We start from the raw sequence: 17,488 nt of genomic DNA, 5'->3' as shown, positions 1-17,488 counted from the left end.
CGACGGTCATCATGTCCTCTGCCGGCGCAGACCGGCAGTGGTCGGAGACGTAACCGACATCCTGCGGACGATGGCGCACGTCACACCGGCCGGCCTGCCCACCGGATCCGACCGCCGCTTGGGCACGAGCAGTTCGCCTCCCTCCGCGAGCGCCGCCGCCTCCGCCACCGAAGGTGTCCCGACCGCGCGCAGCGCCGCCCCTGACGGGCTCTCCACGGGCACCCGCGCCAAACGCTCCGCCCCGTACGTGAGCAGCGGAACGCCCAGCCGCCCGGCGGCGGCCACCACGCCGGGCTCCGACGCCTTGGCGTCGACGGTCGCCAGCGCGACCACGTCGGCCGCGGACAGCCCCGCCTCTCGCAACGTTCCAAGGATGAGCGCGTGCACCTCGTCGGCGGGCACGCCCCGCGACGCGCCGATGCCGACGACCAGGCTTCTGGTGTCGCTCACGGGGCACGCTCCTCAGGGTGTGACGGACGGCTCGTCAACCGGGTGAATCCGGGACGGCGGGATGTGCGCCAAGGCCGCGGGATCGGCTAGCAAGGGCGCATGGCGGTGATCGTCGCGCTCGGCGCGTTCCTGATGACGCTCTTCGGAGGCTGGACGGCGGGACGGGTCACCGACCGCCGACACCTCGTGCTGGGCCTGGCAGGCGGACTGATGCTCGGCGTCGTCGGCCTGGAGCTGCTGCCGGAGGCGCTGGAGGCCGCGGGCGGGCCGGTGCTCGGCGTACCGCAGGCGCTTTTGCTGTTCGTCGGCGGCTTCGTCACGGCGCACATGGTGGAACGGCTGCTGGCCGTACGGCAGGCCGCGCACGGCGCGGACCACCGGGTGCCGCAGGTGGGCCTCACGGCGGCCGCCGCCATGGTCACCCACAGCCTGATGGACGGCGTCGCGCTCGGTGCCGCGTTCCAGGTCGGCGGCGGCATGGGCGCCGCCGTGGCGCTCGCCGTCATCAGCCACGACTTCGCCGACGGCTTCAACACGTACACGATCACCAGCCTGTACGGGAACACCCGCCGCAGGGCCAATCTGATGCTCGTCGCCGACGCCCTCGCCCCCGTCGTCGGTGCGGCGTCCACGGTGCTGTTCACTCTTCCTGAGGAACTTCTCGGCAGCTACCTCGGCTTCTTCGGCGGTGCGCTGCTGTACCTCGCCGCCGCCGAGATCCTGCCCGAGGCCCACCACGAACACCCCGCCCGCTCCACCCTGTTGTGCACCGTCGGGGGAGTGGGCTTCATCTGGCTGGTCGTCGGTGTCGCCGAGTGAACCGTGCCCTCTCATCCGCGGCACGCCGCCACGAACCGCGCCGCCACCTCGGGCCGCGACGCCCAGTGCGTGTGCAGATAGCTGGCGTGGACGCCCTGCTGCACGAACCCCTCGACCCGGCGCTCCGGCCGCACCATGCCCCAGGCGGGGGCGGGGCCCGCACCCGGCTCGAGCACCGTGCGGTGGAACTCGTGCCCGCGCAGCCGTGTTCCGGCAGCGGCGAGGGGGCTGTCGACGACCGCGACGGCCTCCCGGTACCCGAGCGTCAGCCGGCCCGACATACGCGCGTCGGCGTCCAGGACGCCGCACATGGGCCTCCCGTCGAGCGAGCGGGCCAGATACAGCAGCCCGGCGCATTCGGCCGCGACAGGGGCGCCGGAGCGGGCCAGTTCCGCGACAGCCCCCCGCAACGACTCGTTCGCGGACAGCTCGGGCCCGTACACCTCGGGAAACCCGCCACCGATGACGATGCCGCGCGTCCCCTCCGGCAGCTTCTCGTCCCGCAGCGGATCGAACGTCACCACTTGGGCCCCGGCGGCCCGCAGCAGCTCCACGTGCTCCGCGTACGAGAACGTGAAAGCGGCTCCACCGGCCACCGCGACCACCGGTCGCGGGTCATCGTCCCGCCGGGGCGCTTCACAGGCCCCCGGGAGGCCGGGCCCGCCGGCGGGCAGCCTCACCACGGCCCCCGGCTCCCACGGCGCCGCAGTCATCGGTGGCGCGCTGCGCGCCAGAGCCAGCAACGCCTCCAGGTCGCACCCGGCCCGTACCTGCTCGGCCATCGACGCCACGGCGTCCACCGCCTCCGCCTGCCGCTCGGCGACCGGTACCAGCCCCAGGTGCCGCGACGGCGTCGCGACGTCCGCCGCCCGCCGCAGCGCACCCAGCACCGGTACGCCCGACTCCCCCAACGCCTCCCGCAGCAGATGCTCGTGCCGGTCCGTGGCGACCTTGTTGAGGATCACCCCGCCGATCCGCACCTCCGGGTCCCACGACGCGAAGCCGTGCACCAGCGCCGCCACCGACCGGGACTGCGAGGAGGCGTCCACCACCAGCACCACCGGCGCGCGCAGGAGCTTCGCCACCTGGGCGGTCGACGCCAGCTCGCCCTGGTCCGCAGCGCCGTCGTACAGCCCCATCACGCCCTCGACGACGGCGAGTCGGCAGCCGCGGGAGCCGTGCGCGAAGAGCGGCGCGATCAGTTCCGTGCCGCACATGTACGCGTCGAGGTTGCGGCCCGGCCGGCCGGTGGCCAGCGCGTGGTAGCCCGGATCGATGTAGTCCGGGCCGACCTTGTGCGGGGACACGGCAAGACCGGCCGCCGCGTATGCCGCCATCAGGCCCGTGGCGACCGTGGTCTTGCCCGCGCCGGATGCCGGTGCGGCGATGACGAGACGTGCTACCACTCGATGCCCCGCTGGCCCTTCTGCCCCGCGTCCATGGGGTGCTTGACCTTCGACATGTCGGTGACCAGGTCGGCGAAGTCGATCAGCTTCTGCGGCGCGTTGCGGCCGGTGATCACCACGTGCTGGGTGCCGGGCCGCTCGCGCAGCACCTCGATGACCTCGTCCGTGTCGATCCAGCCCCAGTGCAGCGGGTATGCGAACTCGTCGAGCACGTACAGCTTGTGCGTCTCGGCGGCCAGATCCCGCTTGACCTGCTCCCAGCCCTCACGGGCCTTGTCCTCGTTGGACTGCTCGCCCTCGGCGGGTTCGCGCTGGATCCACGACCAGCCCTCGCCCATCTTGTGCCAGGCGACCGTGCCGCCCTCGCCGCTCGCGCCCAGCACCTTGAGCGCGTTCTCCTCGCCGACCTTCCACTTCGCCGACTTGACGAACTGGAAGACCCCGACCGGCCAGCCCTGGTTCCAGGCCCGCAGCGCAAGCCCGAACGCGGCCGTCGACTTTCCCTTGCCGATGCCCGTGTGCACGAAGACCAGCGGACGGTTGCGGCGCTGGCGGGTGGTGAGTCCGTCGTCCGGTACGACGGTCGGCTGTCCCTGTGGCATTACGCGGCCCTTCTGGTAGCGGTTACGTTCCGAACGTCCTGGACGAGCCCGGCGATCGCATCGGCCCGCAGCTCGTCCAGGGTGACGGCGCTGCCGCCGAGTTCTCCGGCGAGCCGGCCGGCCAGACCGAGCCGTACGGGCCCGGCCTCACAGTCCAGTACGACGGCCGCGGTACCCTCCGCCGCGTGCAGCCGTGCGGCACGCAGCCCGAGCGCGAAGGCGTCACCGGCTCCCGCCGTGGTGGCCCGGCCGTCGGTCACCACCACCAGCAGCGGGCGGCGCGACGGGTCGCGCAGCCGCTCGATGCGCAGCACGTCGTGGGCCTTGAGCAGGCCCTGCGCCAGGGGCGTACGGCCGCCCGTCGGCAGCGACTCCAGCCTGGCCGCCGCCGCGTCCACCGACGACGTCGGCGGCAGCGCCAGCTCCGCTTCCTTGCCGCGGAAGGTGATCATCCCGACCTTGTCGCGCCGCTGGTAGGCGTCCAGCAGCAGCGACAGCACCGCGCCCTTGACGGCGCCCATCCGCTTCCTGGCCGCCATCGAGCCCGACGCGTCCACCACGAACAGCACGAGATTGCCCTCGCGTCCCTCACGGGTCGCCTGACGAAGATCGTCCCGGCGGACCACCAGACCGGGCCCGCTGCGCCCCCGGGCGCGTTGATGCGGCGCGGCGGCCTGCACGGTGGCCGCAAGGTGCAGCTTCGTCAGCGCCCCTCGGGGCTGCCGCGCGCCGGTCGTACGGCCGTGCTCGGAACGCGCCCGGGACCTGCGCCCCGCCGCGCCCTCGCCGAGACCGGGGACGCTCAGCATCTTCGTACGGAAGGGCTCGGCCGCACGCACGGGCTGCTGCTCGGTGCTGCCCCCTGCGGCGGGGGCCGGCGCAGGCGCCGACTCGGAGCCGGCGGTCTCGGGCGTCTCCGGGGCGTCCGGCCCGCCGCTTTGCGGCGGCACACCGCCACCGCCACCGCCACCGCCGCCGCCGGGACCGCCCTCCGGCCCCGGATCCGGGTCGGGCTCGTCGTCCCCGCCGAACTCGTCCAGCGTCTCGTCGAGCTTGTCCTCGTCCAGGCCCGGAGCGTCGAACGGAGCTCGCCGCCTGCGGTGCGGCAGCGCCAGCAGCGCGGCCTGCCGCACGTCCTCCTCCGCGACCTCGTCCCTGCCCGCCCACGCCGCCAGCGCGGTCGCCGTGCGGGCCATCACGATGTCGGCACGCATACCGTCGACCTCGAACGCCGCGCACGTCGCCGCGATCTGACGCAGCGCCACATCGTCGAGGACCACATGCGGCAGCAGCTCCCGCGCCGCCACGATCCGCGCGCGCAGCGCATCCTCCTCACCGGCCCAGCGCGCCGCGAAGCCCGCCGGGTCGTCGTCGTACGCCAGCCTGCGCCGGACGACCTCGACCCGCAGATCGGGGTCACGGGAGGCCGCGACCTCCACGGTGAGCCCGAACCGGTCCAGCAACTGGGGCCGCAGCTCGCCCTCTTCGGGGTTCATGGTCCCCACCAGCAGGAAGCGGGAGGCGTGCCGTACGGAGACGCCTTCGCGCTCGACGTAGGAGGCGCCCATGGCGGCGGCGTCCAGCATGAGGTCCACGAGATGATCATGAAGAAGGTTGACCTCGTCCACATAGAGGATGCCGCGATGCGCGTCGGCGAGCAGCCCGGGCTCGAACGCCTTCACGCCCTCCGAGAGCGCCCGCTCGATGTCGAGCGCGCCCACGAGCCGGTCCTCGGACGCCCCGACGGGCAGTTCCACCATGCGCGCCGCCCGCGCCTCCACGGCTGCCCCGGCCTCGTGCGGTCCGTCCGGACACGACGGGTCCGGCGCGGCGGGCGCACAGGAGAACCGGCACCCGGCGACCACGGGCACGTCGGGCAGCAGGTCGGCGAGGGCACGTACCGCGGTGCTCTTCGCGGTGCCCTTCTCACCGCGCACGAGCACGCCGCCGACGGCCGGGGTCACCGCGTTGAGCAGCAGGGCCAGCCGCAGGTCGTCCATTCCGACGACTGCGGTGAACGGAAATCGGGTGCTCATGTGGCGATCACTCCTTCGAGTGGCGGCTGCGCATCGGTGCAAGGCAGGTGCCTGATGTTCGGCATGGTGGTCATGTACTCCCCGCGATGCGGGGGATGGTCCGCCCCTCGACGCGCCGGGACTGGACGAGGCGACGTGCTCCCTGCCCTTGCGGGGATCGCCCGGGCCCGGGGGGCGTGGCCGGGCACGACCGCCGTGGCCCCTCACGGCGCCCCCGGCGGCACGAACGGCAGCCCCTCCGGAGCCCCGTCCTCGATGAGCCGCAGCAGCGCGTCCGTGTCCGTGTGCTCCTCGATCAGGTCCCCCAGCCGATCCAGCTGCTCTTCGCGCAGCGCCCCGAAGCTCGTGTCCGGCGCGGGCACGAAGCGCCGGCCCGCCTGCGCCGCGACCTCCCGCAGGAACGCGCGCCGGAATCCGTCGCTCTCCAGCGACCCGTGCCAGTGCGTGCCCCACACCGCGCCCACCCGGCAGCCGTCCAGGAAGGGCTCTCCGCCCAGGACTTCGGCCACGCCATGATGGATCTCGTACCCTTCGACGCGCTCTCCGAGTGCCTCGCCGACGGGTCTCGTGAGTGTCTTGTCCGGGGCGAACCGCACGCGTACGGGCAGCAGTCCGAGCCCCGCGACCGCGCCGGCCCGCGACTCGACGTCGTCCTCGATGCGTTCGCCCAGCGCCTGGAAGCCGCCGCAGATGCCCAGCACCGGCCGTCCCTCCGCCGCCCGCCGGGCCACGGCATCAGCCAGCCCGCGTTCCCGCAGCCACGCCAGCGCCTTGACCGTGCCGCGCGTACCCGGGACGACCACCAGGTCGGCGTCCACGAGTTCCTCGGCGCGGTCCACGAACCGCACCACGACGCCCGGTTCGGCGGCCAGCGCGTCCACGTCGGTGAAGTTCGACATCAGCGGCACCGCGCACACCGCGACCCGCAGCACGTCCTCACCGACGGGCGCCGCGACCACCGACTCCCGTACGGCGCCGCGCAGCGACACCCGCAGCCCGTCCTCCTCGTCGATGCCGAGCCCGTGCGCGTACGGCAGGACGCCGTACGTCCGCCGCCCGGTGAGCCCGAGCAGCATGTCGAGCCCCGGCTCGAGCAGGGTCACGTCGCCGCGGAACTTGTTCACGAGGTAACCCGCGACGAGCGACTGGTCCTCGGGGCTCAGCAGCGCCGTCGTACCGAAGAACTGGGCGAACACCCCGCCCCGGTCGATGTCCCCGACCACCAGCACCGGCAGCCCCGCCGCGCGCGCGACGCCCATGTTCACGATGTCCGTGCGCCGCAGATTGATCTCGGCCGGACTGCCCGCCCCCTCGCAGATCACGGCGTCATACGTGCCCCGCAGCTCCTCCAGGCACGCCATGACCGGCTCGAACAACTCCTGCCGCCGACCGCCGCGCAGTTCCTTCCCGGCGGATGCCCCGCCGGTCTTCCCGAAGAACCCGCGGGCGCTCAACTCGCCCACGGGCTTGCCCATCAGCACCACCTGGCTGGAACGGTCGCTGCCGGGCTTCAGCAGCACCGGGTTCATCAGGGCGGTCGGCTCCACGCGCGCGGCCTGCGCCTGCATGGCCTGTGCGCGCCCGATCTCCGCGCCCTCACGTGTCACGAACGAATTGAGGGACATGTTCTGCCCCTTGAAGGGCGCGACCTTGACCCCTTGCCGCACCAGCCAGCGGCAGATCCCGGCCGTGACGACGCTCTTGCCGGCGTCCGAGGTCGTCCCGGCGACCAGCAACCCCCCACCGGTCATGCCGGCCTCCTTCCGCCGCGCCCTGCACCCAGCATCCGCCCCGTGGCACAGACCACCAGGGTCAGCAGGCCGACACGCCGCGACAGCCGCACCGCCCGCCCGATGTCGTCGAACTCCACCGCCCGGCCGTCGCCGTTGAGAACCGGCCGGTGCTCGACCCGGCCGCCGTACGAGAGGGTGCCGCCCAGCCGCACCCCCAGCACGCCGGCGAACGACGCTTCGACCGGGCCCGCGTTGGGACTGGGGTGCTTGCCCGCGTCGGCCCGCCAGGCCCGTACCGCCCCCCGCGGATCCGGCCCGCTCACGGCCGCCAGGATCGCGGTCAGCCGTGCGCCGGGCCAGCCCGCCACGTCGTCCAGGCGCGCCGATGCCCAGCCGTAGCGCCGGTAGCGGGGCGACTTGTGGCCCACCATCGCGTCCAGGGTGTTGACCGCACGGAAGCCGACAAGGCCGGGCACGCCGGCCAGCGCGCCCCACACGAGGGCTCCCACGACCGCGTCGGAGGTGTTCTCCGCGACGGACTCGACGACGGCGCGGGCGATCTGCTGCTCGTCCAGGGTCTGCGGGTCGCGCCCGCACAGATGAGGCAGCCGTTCACGGGCCGCTTCGACGTCCCCGGCGGCCAGCGCGTCGCCGATGGCCGAGGCCTCACGCCCCAGCGTCGTGCCCCCGACAACCGCCCACGTGGCGACGGCGGTCAGCGCGATCGACGCGGCGGGGGAGCGGCGTACGGCACGGCCGGCCAGAGTCGCCGCGGCGACGGCGCCGCCCGCGCACACCGCGGTGTGCAGCGCGCCCCGGCCGCGGTGGTCACGCCACAGGACACGCTCGAGGGCGGCGGCCATCCGTCCGAACGCGGCGACCGGATGCCCACGGCGGGGATCGCCGAGGAGCAGGTCACCAGCGAGGCCGGCGGCGGCGCCGTACACGAATACTCGGTCGGCACGCACGGGATCAGCGATCCCCGAAGTGGCGTCCGACGGACAGGGCTGTACCGCAGCCGGGCATGAGACGAGTCCTCACTCAGGGTCCGCGCCCTGGTTCGACGTGACCGGCGGTGAGAGTTCCTGGCTCCCCGGGGTTCGTGCTCCCGGGTGACAGTGGCGGGACCGCGCCGGATTCGCACCGGACTTCCTCTTCTGCCGCCGTTATCGGCCCCGGCAGTCCACCACGCGCGCGAACGCCCGTCAACTCGCCATTGACCTGCGGCGGGACAGTGTGCCGAGCCCCACACCGGTGGACACACGAAGGCCGGGTCGAAGGCACCCGCAGGTGTCCTCGACCCGGCCTCGCGAGGGTCCGGCCGTCGTCAGACGACGATCAGATAGATCCCGTAGGAAACGGCTGCCGCGCAGAGCGCGAAGCAGGCGTAAGCGCCCGTGCGGGCCAGTGCGCCGGAGCCTCCGGCCTGCGAGGCCGCCTCCTGCTTGGTCAGGCCCACGATGCCCAGGGTGAACAGGCCCACCAGGGCGACGGTGGCGACGAGGCTCACGCCGAATACGGAGCCGAGAGCTGCCCAGTCGATCTTCATGCTGTTCCTTACACCGTGGCCGGACGTGCCGACTCGGGCTCGGCCGGGGCCGGGATAGTGGTCTTGATTTCGCCGGCGGGCGGCGGGGTGACGGCCGCGATGGCGGTCGTGACGACGCCCGCACGCTCCTCGGTGCCGTCGACGTCGTTGACGTTGGTGTGGTCGACGACCTGGCGGCGCGAGACGAACCAGATCGCGGTGCACGCGGCGACCAGGAAGACGGCGACGGCCGCGACACCCCAGTCACCCTGCTTGGTGACGTACTCCGAGCCCGCCGCGACGAGGCCCGCGGCCGGCAGGGTCAGGCCCCACGCCACGAACATCCGGGTGGCGGTGGACCAGCGGACCACTCCGCCCTTGCGGCCGAGACCGGCACCCATGACCGCACCGGAGCAGGAGTGGGTCGTCGACAGGGAGAAGCCGAGGTTCGACGAGGCGAGGATGACGCTGGCCGCGCTGGTCTGGGCGGCGAAGCCCTGCTGCGGCTGGAGGTCGGTGAGGCCCTTGCCCATGGTGCGGATGATGCGCCAGCCGCCGAGGTAGGTGCCGAGCGCGATCGCGAGACCCGCGGAGACGATGACCCACAGCGGAGGGTTGGAACCGGGGGCGACCACATTGCCGGCCACGAGAGCCAGCGTGATGATGCCCATCGTCTTCTGGGCGTCGTTGGTGCCGTGCGCCAGGGAGACCAGACCGGCGGAGGCGATCTGCCCCGCACGGTAGCCCTTCGCGGTGGCTTTCTCGTCGGTGTTGCGGCCGATCCGGTACGTGAGCCGGGCGGCCAGCATGGCGGCGAGGCCCGCGACGAGCGGTGCGGCGATGGCCGGGATCAGGACCTTGGTGACGACAACGCCGTTGTTGACCGCGCCGAAGCCGGCCGAGGCGACGGTGGCGCCGATCAGACCGCCCATGAGGGCGTGCGAGGAACTGGACGGCAGCCCCACCAGCCAGGTGGCCAGGTTCCAGAGGATGGCGCCGACGAGCGCCGCGAAGATGACTTCAGGTGAGATGCCTGATTCGTCGACCAGCCCGCTGGAGATCGTCTTGGCGACCTCCACGGAGAGGAAAGCACCGACGAGATTCAGAACGGCGGACATGGCCACCGCTGTCTTGGGCTTCAGTGCGCCCGTCGAAATGGTCGTCGCCATCGCGTTGGCGGTGTCGTGGAAACCGTTCGTGAAATCGAACACGAGCGCTGTCACGATCACAATCGCGAGCAGCAGTGTGATGTGTTCCATTTACCCAGGCAATCGTTTGACGTCATTGACTGGTGGACCGTAGGCAACCTGGATGAACGGAAGGTGAACTGGGTCCGGCGGCCGGGTGTCCCCAAGTGGAGCCAGGAGGTTCCGCTTGTCTGATTTCCGACCCGGCGCCGCTCCCCGCAGCCACTCGAACACCCTCCGTGTCCCTGCGGCTGTCGCCGGGCCGTCATCGGGCCGGCGGGCCTTCGGTGACAGGATCACGGCATGACTGATGAGGCGCGGCACGACGCGATCGAACGGGCATGGCAGGACCTCGTGGACACGGCCCGCAGGACGGCCGCCGAGGGACTCGTGGTGGGCACGTCCGGAAACGTCTCCGTACGGGTCGGCGAGCTGGTCCTCGTCACGCCCAGCGGAGTGCCCTACGACCGGCTCACCCCGCAGGACACCGTCGGCGTCGACCTCGACGGCACCCAGGTCATCGGCACCCTCGCCCCCACCAGTGAGCTGCCGCTGCATCTCGCGGTCCACCGCGAGACCGGGGCGCGCGCCGTCGTCCACACCCACGCGGTGCACGCCACGGCGGTCTCGACCCTGGTCCCCGAGCTTCCGCCGGTCCACTACATGACCGCCGCCCTCGGCGGCCCGGTCCGCGTCGCCGCCTACGCCCTGTACGGCACGGAAGAACTGGCCCGGAACATGCTCCACGCCCTGCACGACCGCACGGCCTGCCTCCTGCAGAACCACGGAACGGTCGCCTACGGCGACACCCTGGCCCGGGCCTACGACCGCACGGCGCAACTGGAGTGGATGTGCCGTCTCTGGCTGACGGCGTCCTCCATCCCGGGCCGCACGCCGAGCCTGCTGTCGCCCGCCCAGCTCGCAGAGGCATCGGCCCAGCTCCGGGGATACGGCCAACAGGCCCGCTGATGCGGCGGTGGAGCGTCTGCCCACCCACGCGCCTTCGGGGCAGCGCCCCGGCCTGCGTGGAGCCACGCGCGCGGCCCCGCCCACTGGCCCCCGCCCGCGCCCCCGCCCACACTGGACAGGTGCGCCCGGCTACAGCGACGGCAGCGGCCGTCTCCACCCTGATCGGCGTCGGCGCGGCCGCGGTCGCGGCCGGCCGCTACGCGAGCCACGCCGCGCTGAGGGCGCAGGCGCGCCGGCCTCTGCCGGGCGACCCCCGGCTCACCGTGCACGACACCGCACCCGGCAGGGTCGTCCTGACCCGCAGCCTGGCATCGCTGCGCCCCGGGACGTACGGGCTCGAGGGGCCGGGCGTCCACGCGGTCGTGGGTCCGGTGCTCGACGGGGTACCGCACGGTCCGGACACGGTCGTGCGCCGCCTCGTGCACATCACGGAGGGCGGCCTGCATCCCGGCACCCGTGTCCGACTCACCCCGCAGGTGTACATCGGCGACCCCGGCGCCGCTCTCGGTATCGCGCACTCCGAGATCCTCGTACCCGGCGAACTCGGCGCGCTGCCCGCCTGGTTCGTGCCCGGCGCCCGCACGACCTGGGTCATCGCCGTGCACGGCCTCGGCACCACCCGGGAACACACCATGAACGTGATGGAGTTCCTGCACGCCCAGCAGTTCCCGATCCTGTCCCTCGCCTACCGGGGCGACCCGGGCGCTCCCCGGCCCCCGGACGGTCTCGGTCACCTCGGCGACTCCGAGTGGCGCGACCTCGACGCGGCCGTGCGTCACGCGGTGCGCAACGGCGCGGAGCGCGTCATCGTCCACGGCTGGTCGGTCGGCGCCTCCATGGCCCTGCACGCCGCCGCCGACTCCGGTCTGCGCGACCGGATCAGCGGCGTCGTCCTGGACTCGCCGGTGCTCGAGTGGGAGGCGACCGTGCGCGCCCTGGCCGCCGCCCGCCGGACCCCCGCCCCTCTGCTGCCCTTGGTCGTCCGGGCTGCCCAGGGCCGCACCGGGCCGCACAGCGACCGGCTCGCCGAAGCCGTCGGGGACCCGCTCTCGCTCGACGTGCCGGCCCTGATCTTCCACGGCCCCCACGACACCCTCGCCTCCTGGGACCGCTCACGCCGACTGGCCGCCCGCCGACCCGAGCTCGTCACCCTCCACACTGTCCCGCACGCCCCGCACGCCGCCATGTGGAACGCGGACCCGAAGGCGTACGAGGAAGTCCTCCGCCGCTTCCTGACCCCTCTGATGTAGCCCGGGCCGTGGGGGTGCGGGCGCCGGGTTCCAGGGTTCCGTTTGGGCTTTCGGGCCGTCAACGGGAAGACTGCACCCTGTGACGTCCCGAAAGCCTGATGAGCAATTGGCGCGCAACCCCAGACTCCGTCTTGTCCGCCCGCGATCCCTGGCGACGGCACGACGGGCCGTGACGACCCGGCGCACGCGTCCGGCACCCCGGCCGCCGGAGGGCACGCCGGCCCCGGCCGAACTCGCCCGCCAGGCGAGGACGGTCCTCGCCGATGCCGTGCGGATCGCCCGGTGGGCAGCCGCCGACCGGGATCCCAGTACCACGCCGCTCGCGGAGCGCGCCCGCAAAGGGGCCGCCGTCGCACTGGACCTGACCGAGGATCAGGTGCGGGCCGGCTGGGACCGCGCCCGCCTCGCCGGTCTGGTCGAGCTGCACGGCGACACGGCCCGCCCTGGCTGGCGTCTACGGGCGTGGGACCGTGACGACATGGCCGTGCTGCGCGGCTGGGTAGCCCTGTTCGACGCCTGGTCGCTGATCCACCCTGCCCCCGGCGATGTCGCGCCCGCGGCGGTCGCCGAGGTCGTCGAGGCTGTGCCCCAGGTGCTGTCCCTCCTTCAGCTCTCGGCCGGTCCCGTGCTCGTGGCCGCCCTGCTCGACCTGCTGCAGCAGCGCGTCACCGAACTGCGCGAGGAACGCTGCGAAGTTCCTTACGGTCCTCGGTCCGACGCGCAAACAGTCCCGCCTGCCGCACCGCAGCCCGAGGCCGGTGAGGCAGAGGCGTCCGTCTCCGTGCTCCTCGACTGGGCTCTCGGGGGACTGTCCGCCGTCGGTGCCCTGACCCTGGAACGCGGCCAGGCCACGCTCACCCCGCTGGGCAGCTGGGCGGTGTGGGTCAAGCTGGAGCAGATCTGCGTCGCCGCCCAGAGCCCCGCCGGCAACATCGAGCAGTCCGCGGAGGACATGCTCCGCGGCTGCGCCCGCCTCACCCCCGGCCCCGCCCGCGCCGAGTACCGCGCCTGGCTCGCGGCACGCACCGTCTCCAGCGCCGTCGGCGAACTGCTCGCCGTCGCCCGCGGCGAGGACGCCCTGCTGCGCGGCCTCGCCTTCGAGGCGCTGCGCGTGGTCGGCGCGCCTGCGGAGGCGGAGGTCCGCGCGGCGGCGGGGGAACCGTCCCTGCGCCCGTACGCCTTGCTGTGGCTCGCCGAGTACGAGGGCGCCGACCCGGATGACGCGGCCGACGTCCTCACCCGTGAGGAAGCGACCTGGCTGTGGGTGGACACCGCGGCCGCCGTCGCCGACCATGGCGAGCCCCAGCTGCTGCTGCGCCACCTCGACTCCGCGGTGCAGGGCACGGTCCCGGCGCTGCTCGAGGCGGTCAGGGCCGGCGGCCACCCCCGAACGGTCCAGGTGCTGGTCGCGCTCGCGGCCGCGCACCCGGACCCGGCCCTCGCCAAGGCGGTCCGCAGGGCCGCGTTCCAGGTGCACACCGGCGGGGTCTGACTCCTGCGACGGCCACACTGAAGCGCCGGCGGAACGGATGCGGCGGGGAACGAAGAGCTACGAGGACTCCGCCGCTCCCGGCGCGTACGTGCCGAAGCTCCAGATGTTGCCCTCGAGATCGCGGGCCATGTAGTCGCGGGAGCCGTAGTCCTGGTCGGTGGGCGGCGTGACGATCTCCACGCCGTGCTCCACCGCTCTGGCGTGGTGCGCGTCGACGTCGTCGACGTGGACGAACACTCCCGTCGGTCCGGCGTCCTTCATCAGCTTGTCGAACTCGCTGCCGGTGCCCTTGCTGCCCAGCATCACCATGCCGTTGCCGTGCGTCAGTTCGGCATGGGCGATCCCGCCGTCCTCGTTCTCGTACACCGCGTGTTCGAGGAAGCCGAAGGCCTCGGTGAGCTGTCTGACAGCGGCCTTCGCGTCCGCGTACACCAGCGTCGGACAGATGCTCGGCGACTGAGCCATCCCGATCACTCCTCACTTGCTCGACGACAGGATGTGATCTGCATCTCAGTCTGGCACCCGCCACTGACAACGGCCGCCGGTGCCACCGGCGAACGGCCCTCAGCGGAACGTGTTTGTGGGCCCTCGCGTCCGGGGCGCACTGCCTCGTTCCGCGGTGTTCCGCGGCGCTCCGGGGCGGAAAACCACTTGCCCCGTCCCGTTAGACTGGGCCGTATGGCAATTCTCCTTGTGCATTAGACGGCGTAGAAGCGTCTACCGCCCGTCCCTTCCGCCGTCCTACCGCCCTGGAGTTTTTCCGTGATCACCGCATCCGGTATCGAGCTGCGCGCCGGAGCGCGCGTCCTCATCGAGTCCGCTTCCTTCCGTATCGCCAAGGGCGACCGCATCGGCCTCGTCGGCCGCAACGGAGCGGGCAAGACCACGCTCACCAAGTGCCTCGCGGGTGAGGGCGTCCCCGCAGGCGGCACCATCAGCCGCTCCGGTGAGGTCGGCTACCTCCCGCAGGACCCGCGCACCGGCGACCTCGACGTCCTCGCCCGCGACCGCATTCTCTCGGCCCGCGGCCTCGACACCCTGATCCGCAAGATGCGGCTGAACGAGGAGCGCATCGCCACCGGCCAGGGTGCCACCCGCGAGAAGGCGCTGCGCCAGTACGAGCGCCAGGAGACCGAGTTCCTGACCAAGGGCGGGTACGCCGCGGAGGCGGAGGCCGCCACCATCGCCGCCGCGCTCGGCCTGCCCGACCGGGTGCTCGGCCAGCCGCTCCATACGCTCTCCGGCGGTCAGCGCCGCCGCGTCGAGCTCGCCCGCATCCTCTTTTCGGACGCCGACACCCTCCTGCTCGACGAGCCCACCAACCACCTCGACGCCGACTCGATCGTCTGGCTGCGTGACTACCTGAAGACCTACCGCGGCGGCTTCATCGTGATCTCCCACGACGTCGACCTCGTGGAGACCGTTGTCAACAAGGTCTTCTACCTCGACGCCAACCGCTCGCAGATCGACGTCTACAACATGGGCTGGAAGCTCTACCAGCAGCAGCGCGAGGCCGACGAGAAGCGCCGCAGGCGTGAGCGGCAGAACGCCGAGAAGAAGGCAGCCGCCCTCAACTCGCAGGCGGACAAGATGCGCGCCAAGGCCACCAAGACCGTCGCCGCGCAGAACATGGCGCGCCGTGCCGAGCGACTGCTGGCAGGTCTCGAGGACGTCCGGGTCGCCGACAAGGTGGCCAAGCTCCGCTTCCCCGAGCCCGCGCCCTGCGGCAGGACGCCGCTCAGTGCGGAGAGCCTGTCCAAGTCCTACGGCTCGCTCGAGATCTTCACCGATGTGGACCTCGCCATCGACAAGGGCTCGCGCGTCGTCATCCTCGGCCTCAACGGCGCCGGCAAGACCACCCTGCTGCGGCTCCTCGCGGGCGTCGAGAAGCCGGACACCGGCCAGGTCAGCCCGGGCCACGGCCTCAAGCTCGGCTACTACGCCCAGGAGCACGAGACGCTCGATCCCGACCGCACGGTCCTCGAGAACATGCGCTCCTCCGCGCCCGACCTCGACCTCGTCGAGGTCCGCAAGACACTCGGCTCGTTCCTCTTCTCCGGCGACGACGTGGACAAGCCGGCCGGCGTGCTCTCCGGCGGCGAGAAGACCCGGCTCGCCCTGGCCACCCTGGTCGTCTCGTCCGCCAATGTCCTTCTCCTCGACGAGCCCACCAACAACCTGGACCCGGCCAGCCGCGAGGAGATCCTCGGTGCGCTGCGCACCTACAAGGGCGCCGTCATCCTCGTCACGCACGACGAGGGTGCGGTCGAGGCGCTCGAGCCGGAGCGGATCATCCTGCTGCCGGACGGTATCGAGGACCTGTGGGGCGCGGACTACGCGGACCTCGTGGCACTGGCCTGACGGCCTCCTGACGGCACGTGCAACGGGGGCCGGCGGCTGTACCGGACCCTGTTGATCCACTTGCTATGGATCATTCGGCCTATGCGTGATCCATCATCTGTGTGAGTGCGTCTCGTATCGCGGCGTGGCGACTGGTGGGCCGCCGTCGTCAGGTCCCTGGTCGTGAAGCTTCCCCCGCGGCCCCCTGACCTGGCATTTCTCCTGTGATCTCATCCAGGCTCTCGCCCGGAGCCAAGCGGAATGCGACATTCCGGTCGTGGCGGTCGTATACCGCACGGCAAAGCGTTCCGTACTGACCTTGTCGAATGGGTGGCCAGGATGCCCGGTAGGGGTGATCATGAGAAGTCCAGAGCGCACTTCCCATGAGGAGGCACGGGTGGCCGAGACTCTGAAGAAGGGCAGCCGGGTTACCGGCGCCGCGCGCGACAAGCTCGCGGCAGACCTGAAGAAGAAGTACGACTCCGGTGCAAGCATCCGGGCGCTGGCCGAAGAGACCGGCCGTTCCTACGGATTCGTCCACCGGATGCTCAGCGAGTCCGGAGTCGTTCTGCGAGGACGTGGCGGAGCGACGCGGGGCAAGAAGGCAGCTTCGGCCTGACCGTCCCGCCGGAAGAGGCTCCTCGTCCGGTTCATCGGTTCCGTCGTCGGTGTCACGGTGGCCCCCTGGTCGGTCCCACGACCGACCGGGCGGTTACTGTGCAGTAGCTTACCTTCCTCAAGACCGAAGAGTAAGCCCGACTGCACCGAACCGGAGGCGTCTCATGACTTCGCTCGATCCTGTACTCGACAAGGACGGCGTACGGCTCACCGTCGAAGATGCGGTTGCCACGGTGACCCTGACGAATCCGGCCAAGCGCAACGCCCAGAACTTCGCGCTGTGGCGGGCGTTGACGCAGGCCGGACGGTCACTGCCGGGCAGCGTGCGGGTCGTTGTGCTGCGCGGTGAGGGCAAGTCCTTCTCCGCGGGGCTCGACCGGCAGGCGTTCACGCCGGAAGGTTTCGACGGCGAGCCGTCCTTCATGGACCTGGCACGCGGCTCCGACGCGGAAATCGACGCGTCCATCGCCGAGTTCCAGGAGGCGTTCACCTGGTGGCGCCGCAATGACATCGTCTCCGTCGCGGCCGTCCAGGGCCATGCGATCGGCGCCGGCTTTCAGCTCGCCCTCGCCTGCGACCTGCGGGTCGTCGCGCAGGACGTGCAGTTCGCCATGCGTGAGACCAGCCTCGGGCTCGTCCCCGACCTCACCGGCACGCACCCCCTGGTGTCGCTCGTCGGCTACGCCCGCGCCCTCGAGATCTGCGCGACCGGCCGCTTCGTCCACGCGGAGGAGGCCGAGCGCACGGGCCTGGCCAACCTCGTCGTCCCCGCGGAGGAGCTCGACGGCGCCGTACGCGACCTGGCCGAGGCCCTGGTCGCCGCGCCCCGGGAGGCGCTGATCGAGACGAAGGCGCTGCTGCGGGACGCGGCAGGCCGCTCGTACGACGAGCAGCGTGCGGCGGAGCGGGCTGCGCAGGGGCGACGCCTGCGCGACCTGGCCGGCCTCGCGGACTGACGGACAGAACGCTGCCTCCGGGCCGCCGCGCCTCGAACTCCCCGTACGGGAAGGTGCCGGTGGGAGCCGTCCCGGCGGGGCTCGAACCCCCCGTCCCGCCGG

The 17,488-nt window shown here is 72.3% G+C and carries 15 protein-coding genes, 1 pseudogene and 1 riboswitch; of the genes and pseudogenes, 7 read left to right on the top strand and 9 right to left on the bottom strand.

The window, feature by feature from the left end; translation table 11 throughout:
* Positions 1–60: 60 nt before the first annotated feature.
* Positions 61–435: pseudogene (locus tag ACZ4SA_RS31630) on the bottom strand (cobalamin biosynthesis protein); the annotation flags it as partial.
* A 114-nt stretch (positions 436–549) separates the two neighbouring features.
* Between ACZ4SA_RS31630 and ACZ4SA_RS31625 the strand changes: the two are divergent.
* Positions 550–1,269: a ZIP family metal transporter gene (locus ACZ4SA_RS31625; protein WP_468281305.1), complete on the top strand. Its 720-nt coding sequence runs from the start codon at positions 550–552 to the stop codon at positions 1,267–1,269.
* An 11-nt stretch (positions 1,270–1,280) separates the two neighbouring features.
* Here the strand turns inward: ACZ4SA_RS31625 and ACZ4SA_RS31620 are convergent, their stop codons facing one another.
* The 7 genes from ACZ4SA_RS31620 to ACZ4SA_RS31590 form a co-directional block, all read right to left on the bottom strand.
* Positions 1,281–2,675 (bottom strand): cobyrinate a,c-diamide synthase, encoded by a 1,395-nt coding sequence (locus ACZ4SA_RS31620; RefSeq protein WP_468281303.1) that lies wholly within the window; start codon positions 2,673–2,675, stop codon positions 1,281–1,283.
* Positions 2,669–3,277, bottom strand: coding sequence for a cob(I)yrinic acid a,c-diamide adenosyltransferase (cobO, locus tag ACZ4SA_RS31615; protein WP_468281301.1), 609 nt, complete (start codon positions 3,275–3,277; stop codon positions 2,669–2,671). The genes ACZ4SA_RS31620 and cobO overlap by 7 nt, the downstream gene beginning before the upstream one ends.
* The gene (locus ACZ4SA_RS31610; protein WP_468281299.1) at positions 3,277–5,313 is read right to left on the bottom strand and encodes a putative cobaltochelatase; all 2,037 of its coding nucleotides are present in this window, start codon (positions 5,311–5,313) and stop codon (positions 3,277–3,279) included. Before ACZ4SA_RS31610 ends, cobO begins: the two co-directional genes overlap by 1 nt.
* 203 nt (positions 5,314–5,516) lie before the next feature.
* Positions 5,517–7,064 (bottom strand): cobyric acid synthase, encoded by a 1,548-nt coding sequence (locus ACZ4SA_RS31605; RefSeq protein WP_468281297.1) that lies wholly within the window; start codon positions 7,062–7,064, stop codon positions 5,517–5,519.
* Positions 7,061–8,014, bottom strand: a complete 954-nt coding sequence (locus tag ACZ4SA_RS31600; RefSeq protein WP_468281295.1) for a cobalamin biosynthesis protein — start codon at positions 8,012–8,014, stop codon at positions 7,061–7,063. Before ACZ4SA_RS31600 ends, ACZ4SA_RS31605 begins: the two co-directional genes overlap by 4 nt.
* Before the next feature lie 89 nt (positions 8,015–8,103).
* Positions 8,104–8,249, bottom strand: a riboswitch (cobalamin riboswitch).
* Between the two features lie 124 nt (positions 8,250–8,373).
* A complete protein-coding gene (locus tag ACZ4SA_RS31595; protein ID WP_468281293.1) occupies positions 8,374–8,595 on the bottom strand; it encodes a hypothetical protein in 222 nt (73 codons plus the stop codon).
* Positions 8,596–8,603: 8 nt separating this feature from the next.
* Complete coding sequence (locus ACZ4SA_RS31590) at positions 8,604–9,833, bottom strand: inorganic phosphate transporter (RefSeq protein ID WP_468281291.1); 1,230 nt, start codon at positions 9,831–9,833, stop codon at positions 8,604–8,606.
* Positions 9,834–10,064: 231 nt separating this feature from the next.
* Here ACZ4SA_RS31590 and ACZ4SA_RS31585 point away from each other — a divergent pair, with 231 nt between their 5' ends.
* From ACZ4SA_RS31585 to ACZ4SA_RS31575, 3 genes are all read left to right on the top strand, one after another.
* Positions 10,065–10,730, top strand: coding sequence for a class II aldolase/adducin family protein (locus tag ACZ4SA_RS31585; protein WP_468281289.1), 666 nt, complete (start codon positions 10,065–10,067; stop codon positions 10,728–10,730).
* Between the two features lie 119 nt (positions 10,731–10,849).
* Positions 10,850–11,980 (top strand): alpha/beta hydrolase, encoded by a 1,131-nt coding sequence (locus ACZ4SA_RS31580; protein WP_468281287.1) that lies wholly within the window; start codon positions 10,850–10,852, stop codon positions 11,978–11,980.
* Between the two features lie 79 nt (positions 11,981–12,059).
* On the top strand, positions 12,060–13,472 hold the full coding sequence (locus ACZ4SA_RS31575; RefSeq protein ID WP_468281285.1) for a hypothetical protein: 1,413 nt from the start codon (positions 12,060–12,062) through the stop codon (positions 13,470–13,472).
* 57 nt (positions 13,473–13,529) lie between these two features.
* On the opposite strand, the gene ACZ4SA_RS31570 is transcribed toward ACZ4SA_RS31575, so the two are convergent.
* Entirely contained in the window at positions 13,530–13,937 is a 408-nt protein-coding gene (locus ACZ4SA_RS31570) for a VOC family protein (RefSeq protein ID WP_468281283.1), read from the bottom strand.
* A 297-nt stretch (positions 13,938–14,234) separates the two neighbouring features.
* On the opposite strand from ACZ4SA_RS31570, the gene ACZ4SA_RS31565 reads away from it, so the two are divergent.
* The 3 genes from ACZ4SA_RS31565 (at position 14,235) to ACZ4SA_RS31555 (ending at position 17,386) form a co-directional block, all read left to right on the top strand.
* A complete protein-coding gene (locus ACZ4SA_RS31565; RefSeq protein ID WP_468281281.1) occupies positions 14,235–15,833 on the top strand; it encodes an ABC-F family ATP-binding cassette domain-containing protein in 1,599 nt (532 codons plus the stop codon).
* A gap of 376 nt (positions 15,834–16,209) precedes the next feature.
* Positions 16,210–16,431, top strand: a complete 222-nt coding sequence (locus tag ACZ4SA_RS31560) for a helix-turn-helix domain-containing protein (protein ID WP_005319113.1) — start codon at positions 16,210–16,212, stop codon at positions 16,429–16,431.
* A 163-nt stretch (positions 16,432–16,594) separates the two neighbouring features.
* Complete coding sequence (locus tag ACZ4SA_RS31555) at positions 16,595–17,386, top strand: enoyl-CoA hydratase/isomerase family protein (RefSeq protein WP_468281279.1); 792 nt, start codon at positions 16,595–16,597, stop codon at positions 17,384–17,386.
* Positions 17,387–17,488 lie beyond the last annotated feature (102 nt).

Source organism: Streptomyces sp. NPDC027962 (assembly GCF_055566095.1).
This window is presented reverse-complemented; position numbering and strand designations above follow the sequence as displayed.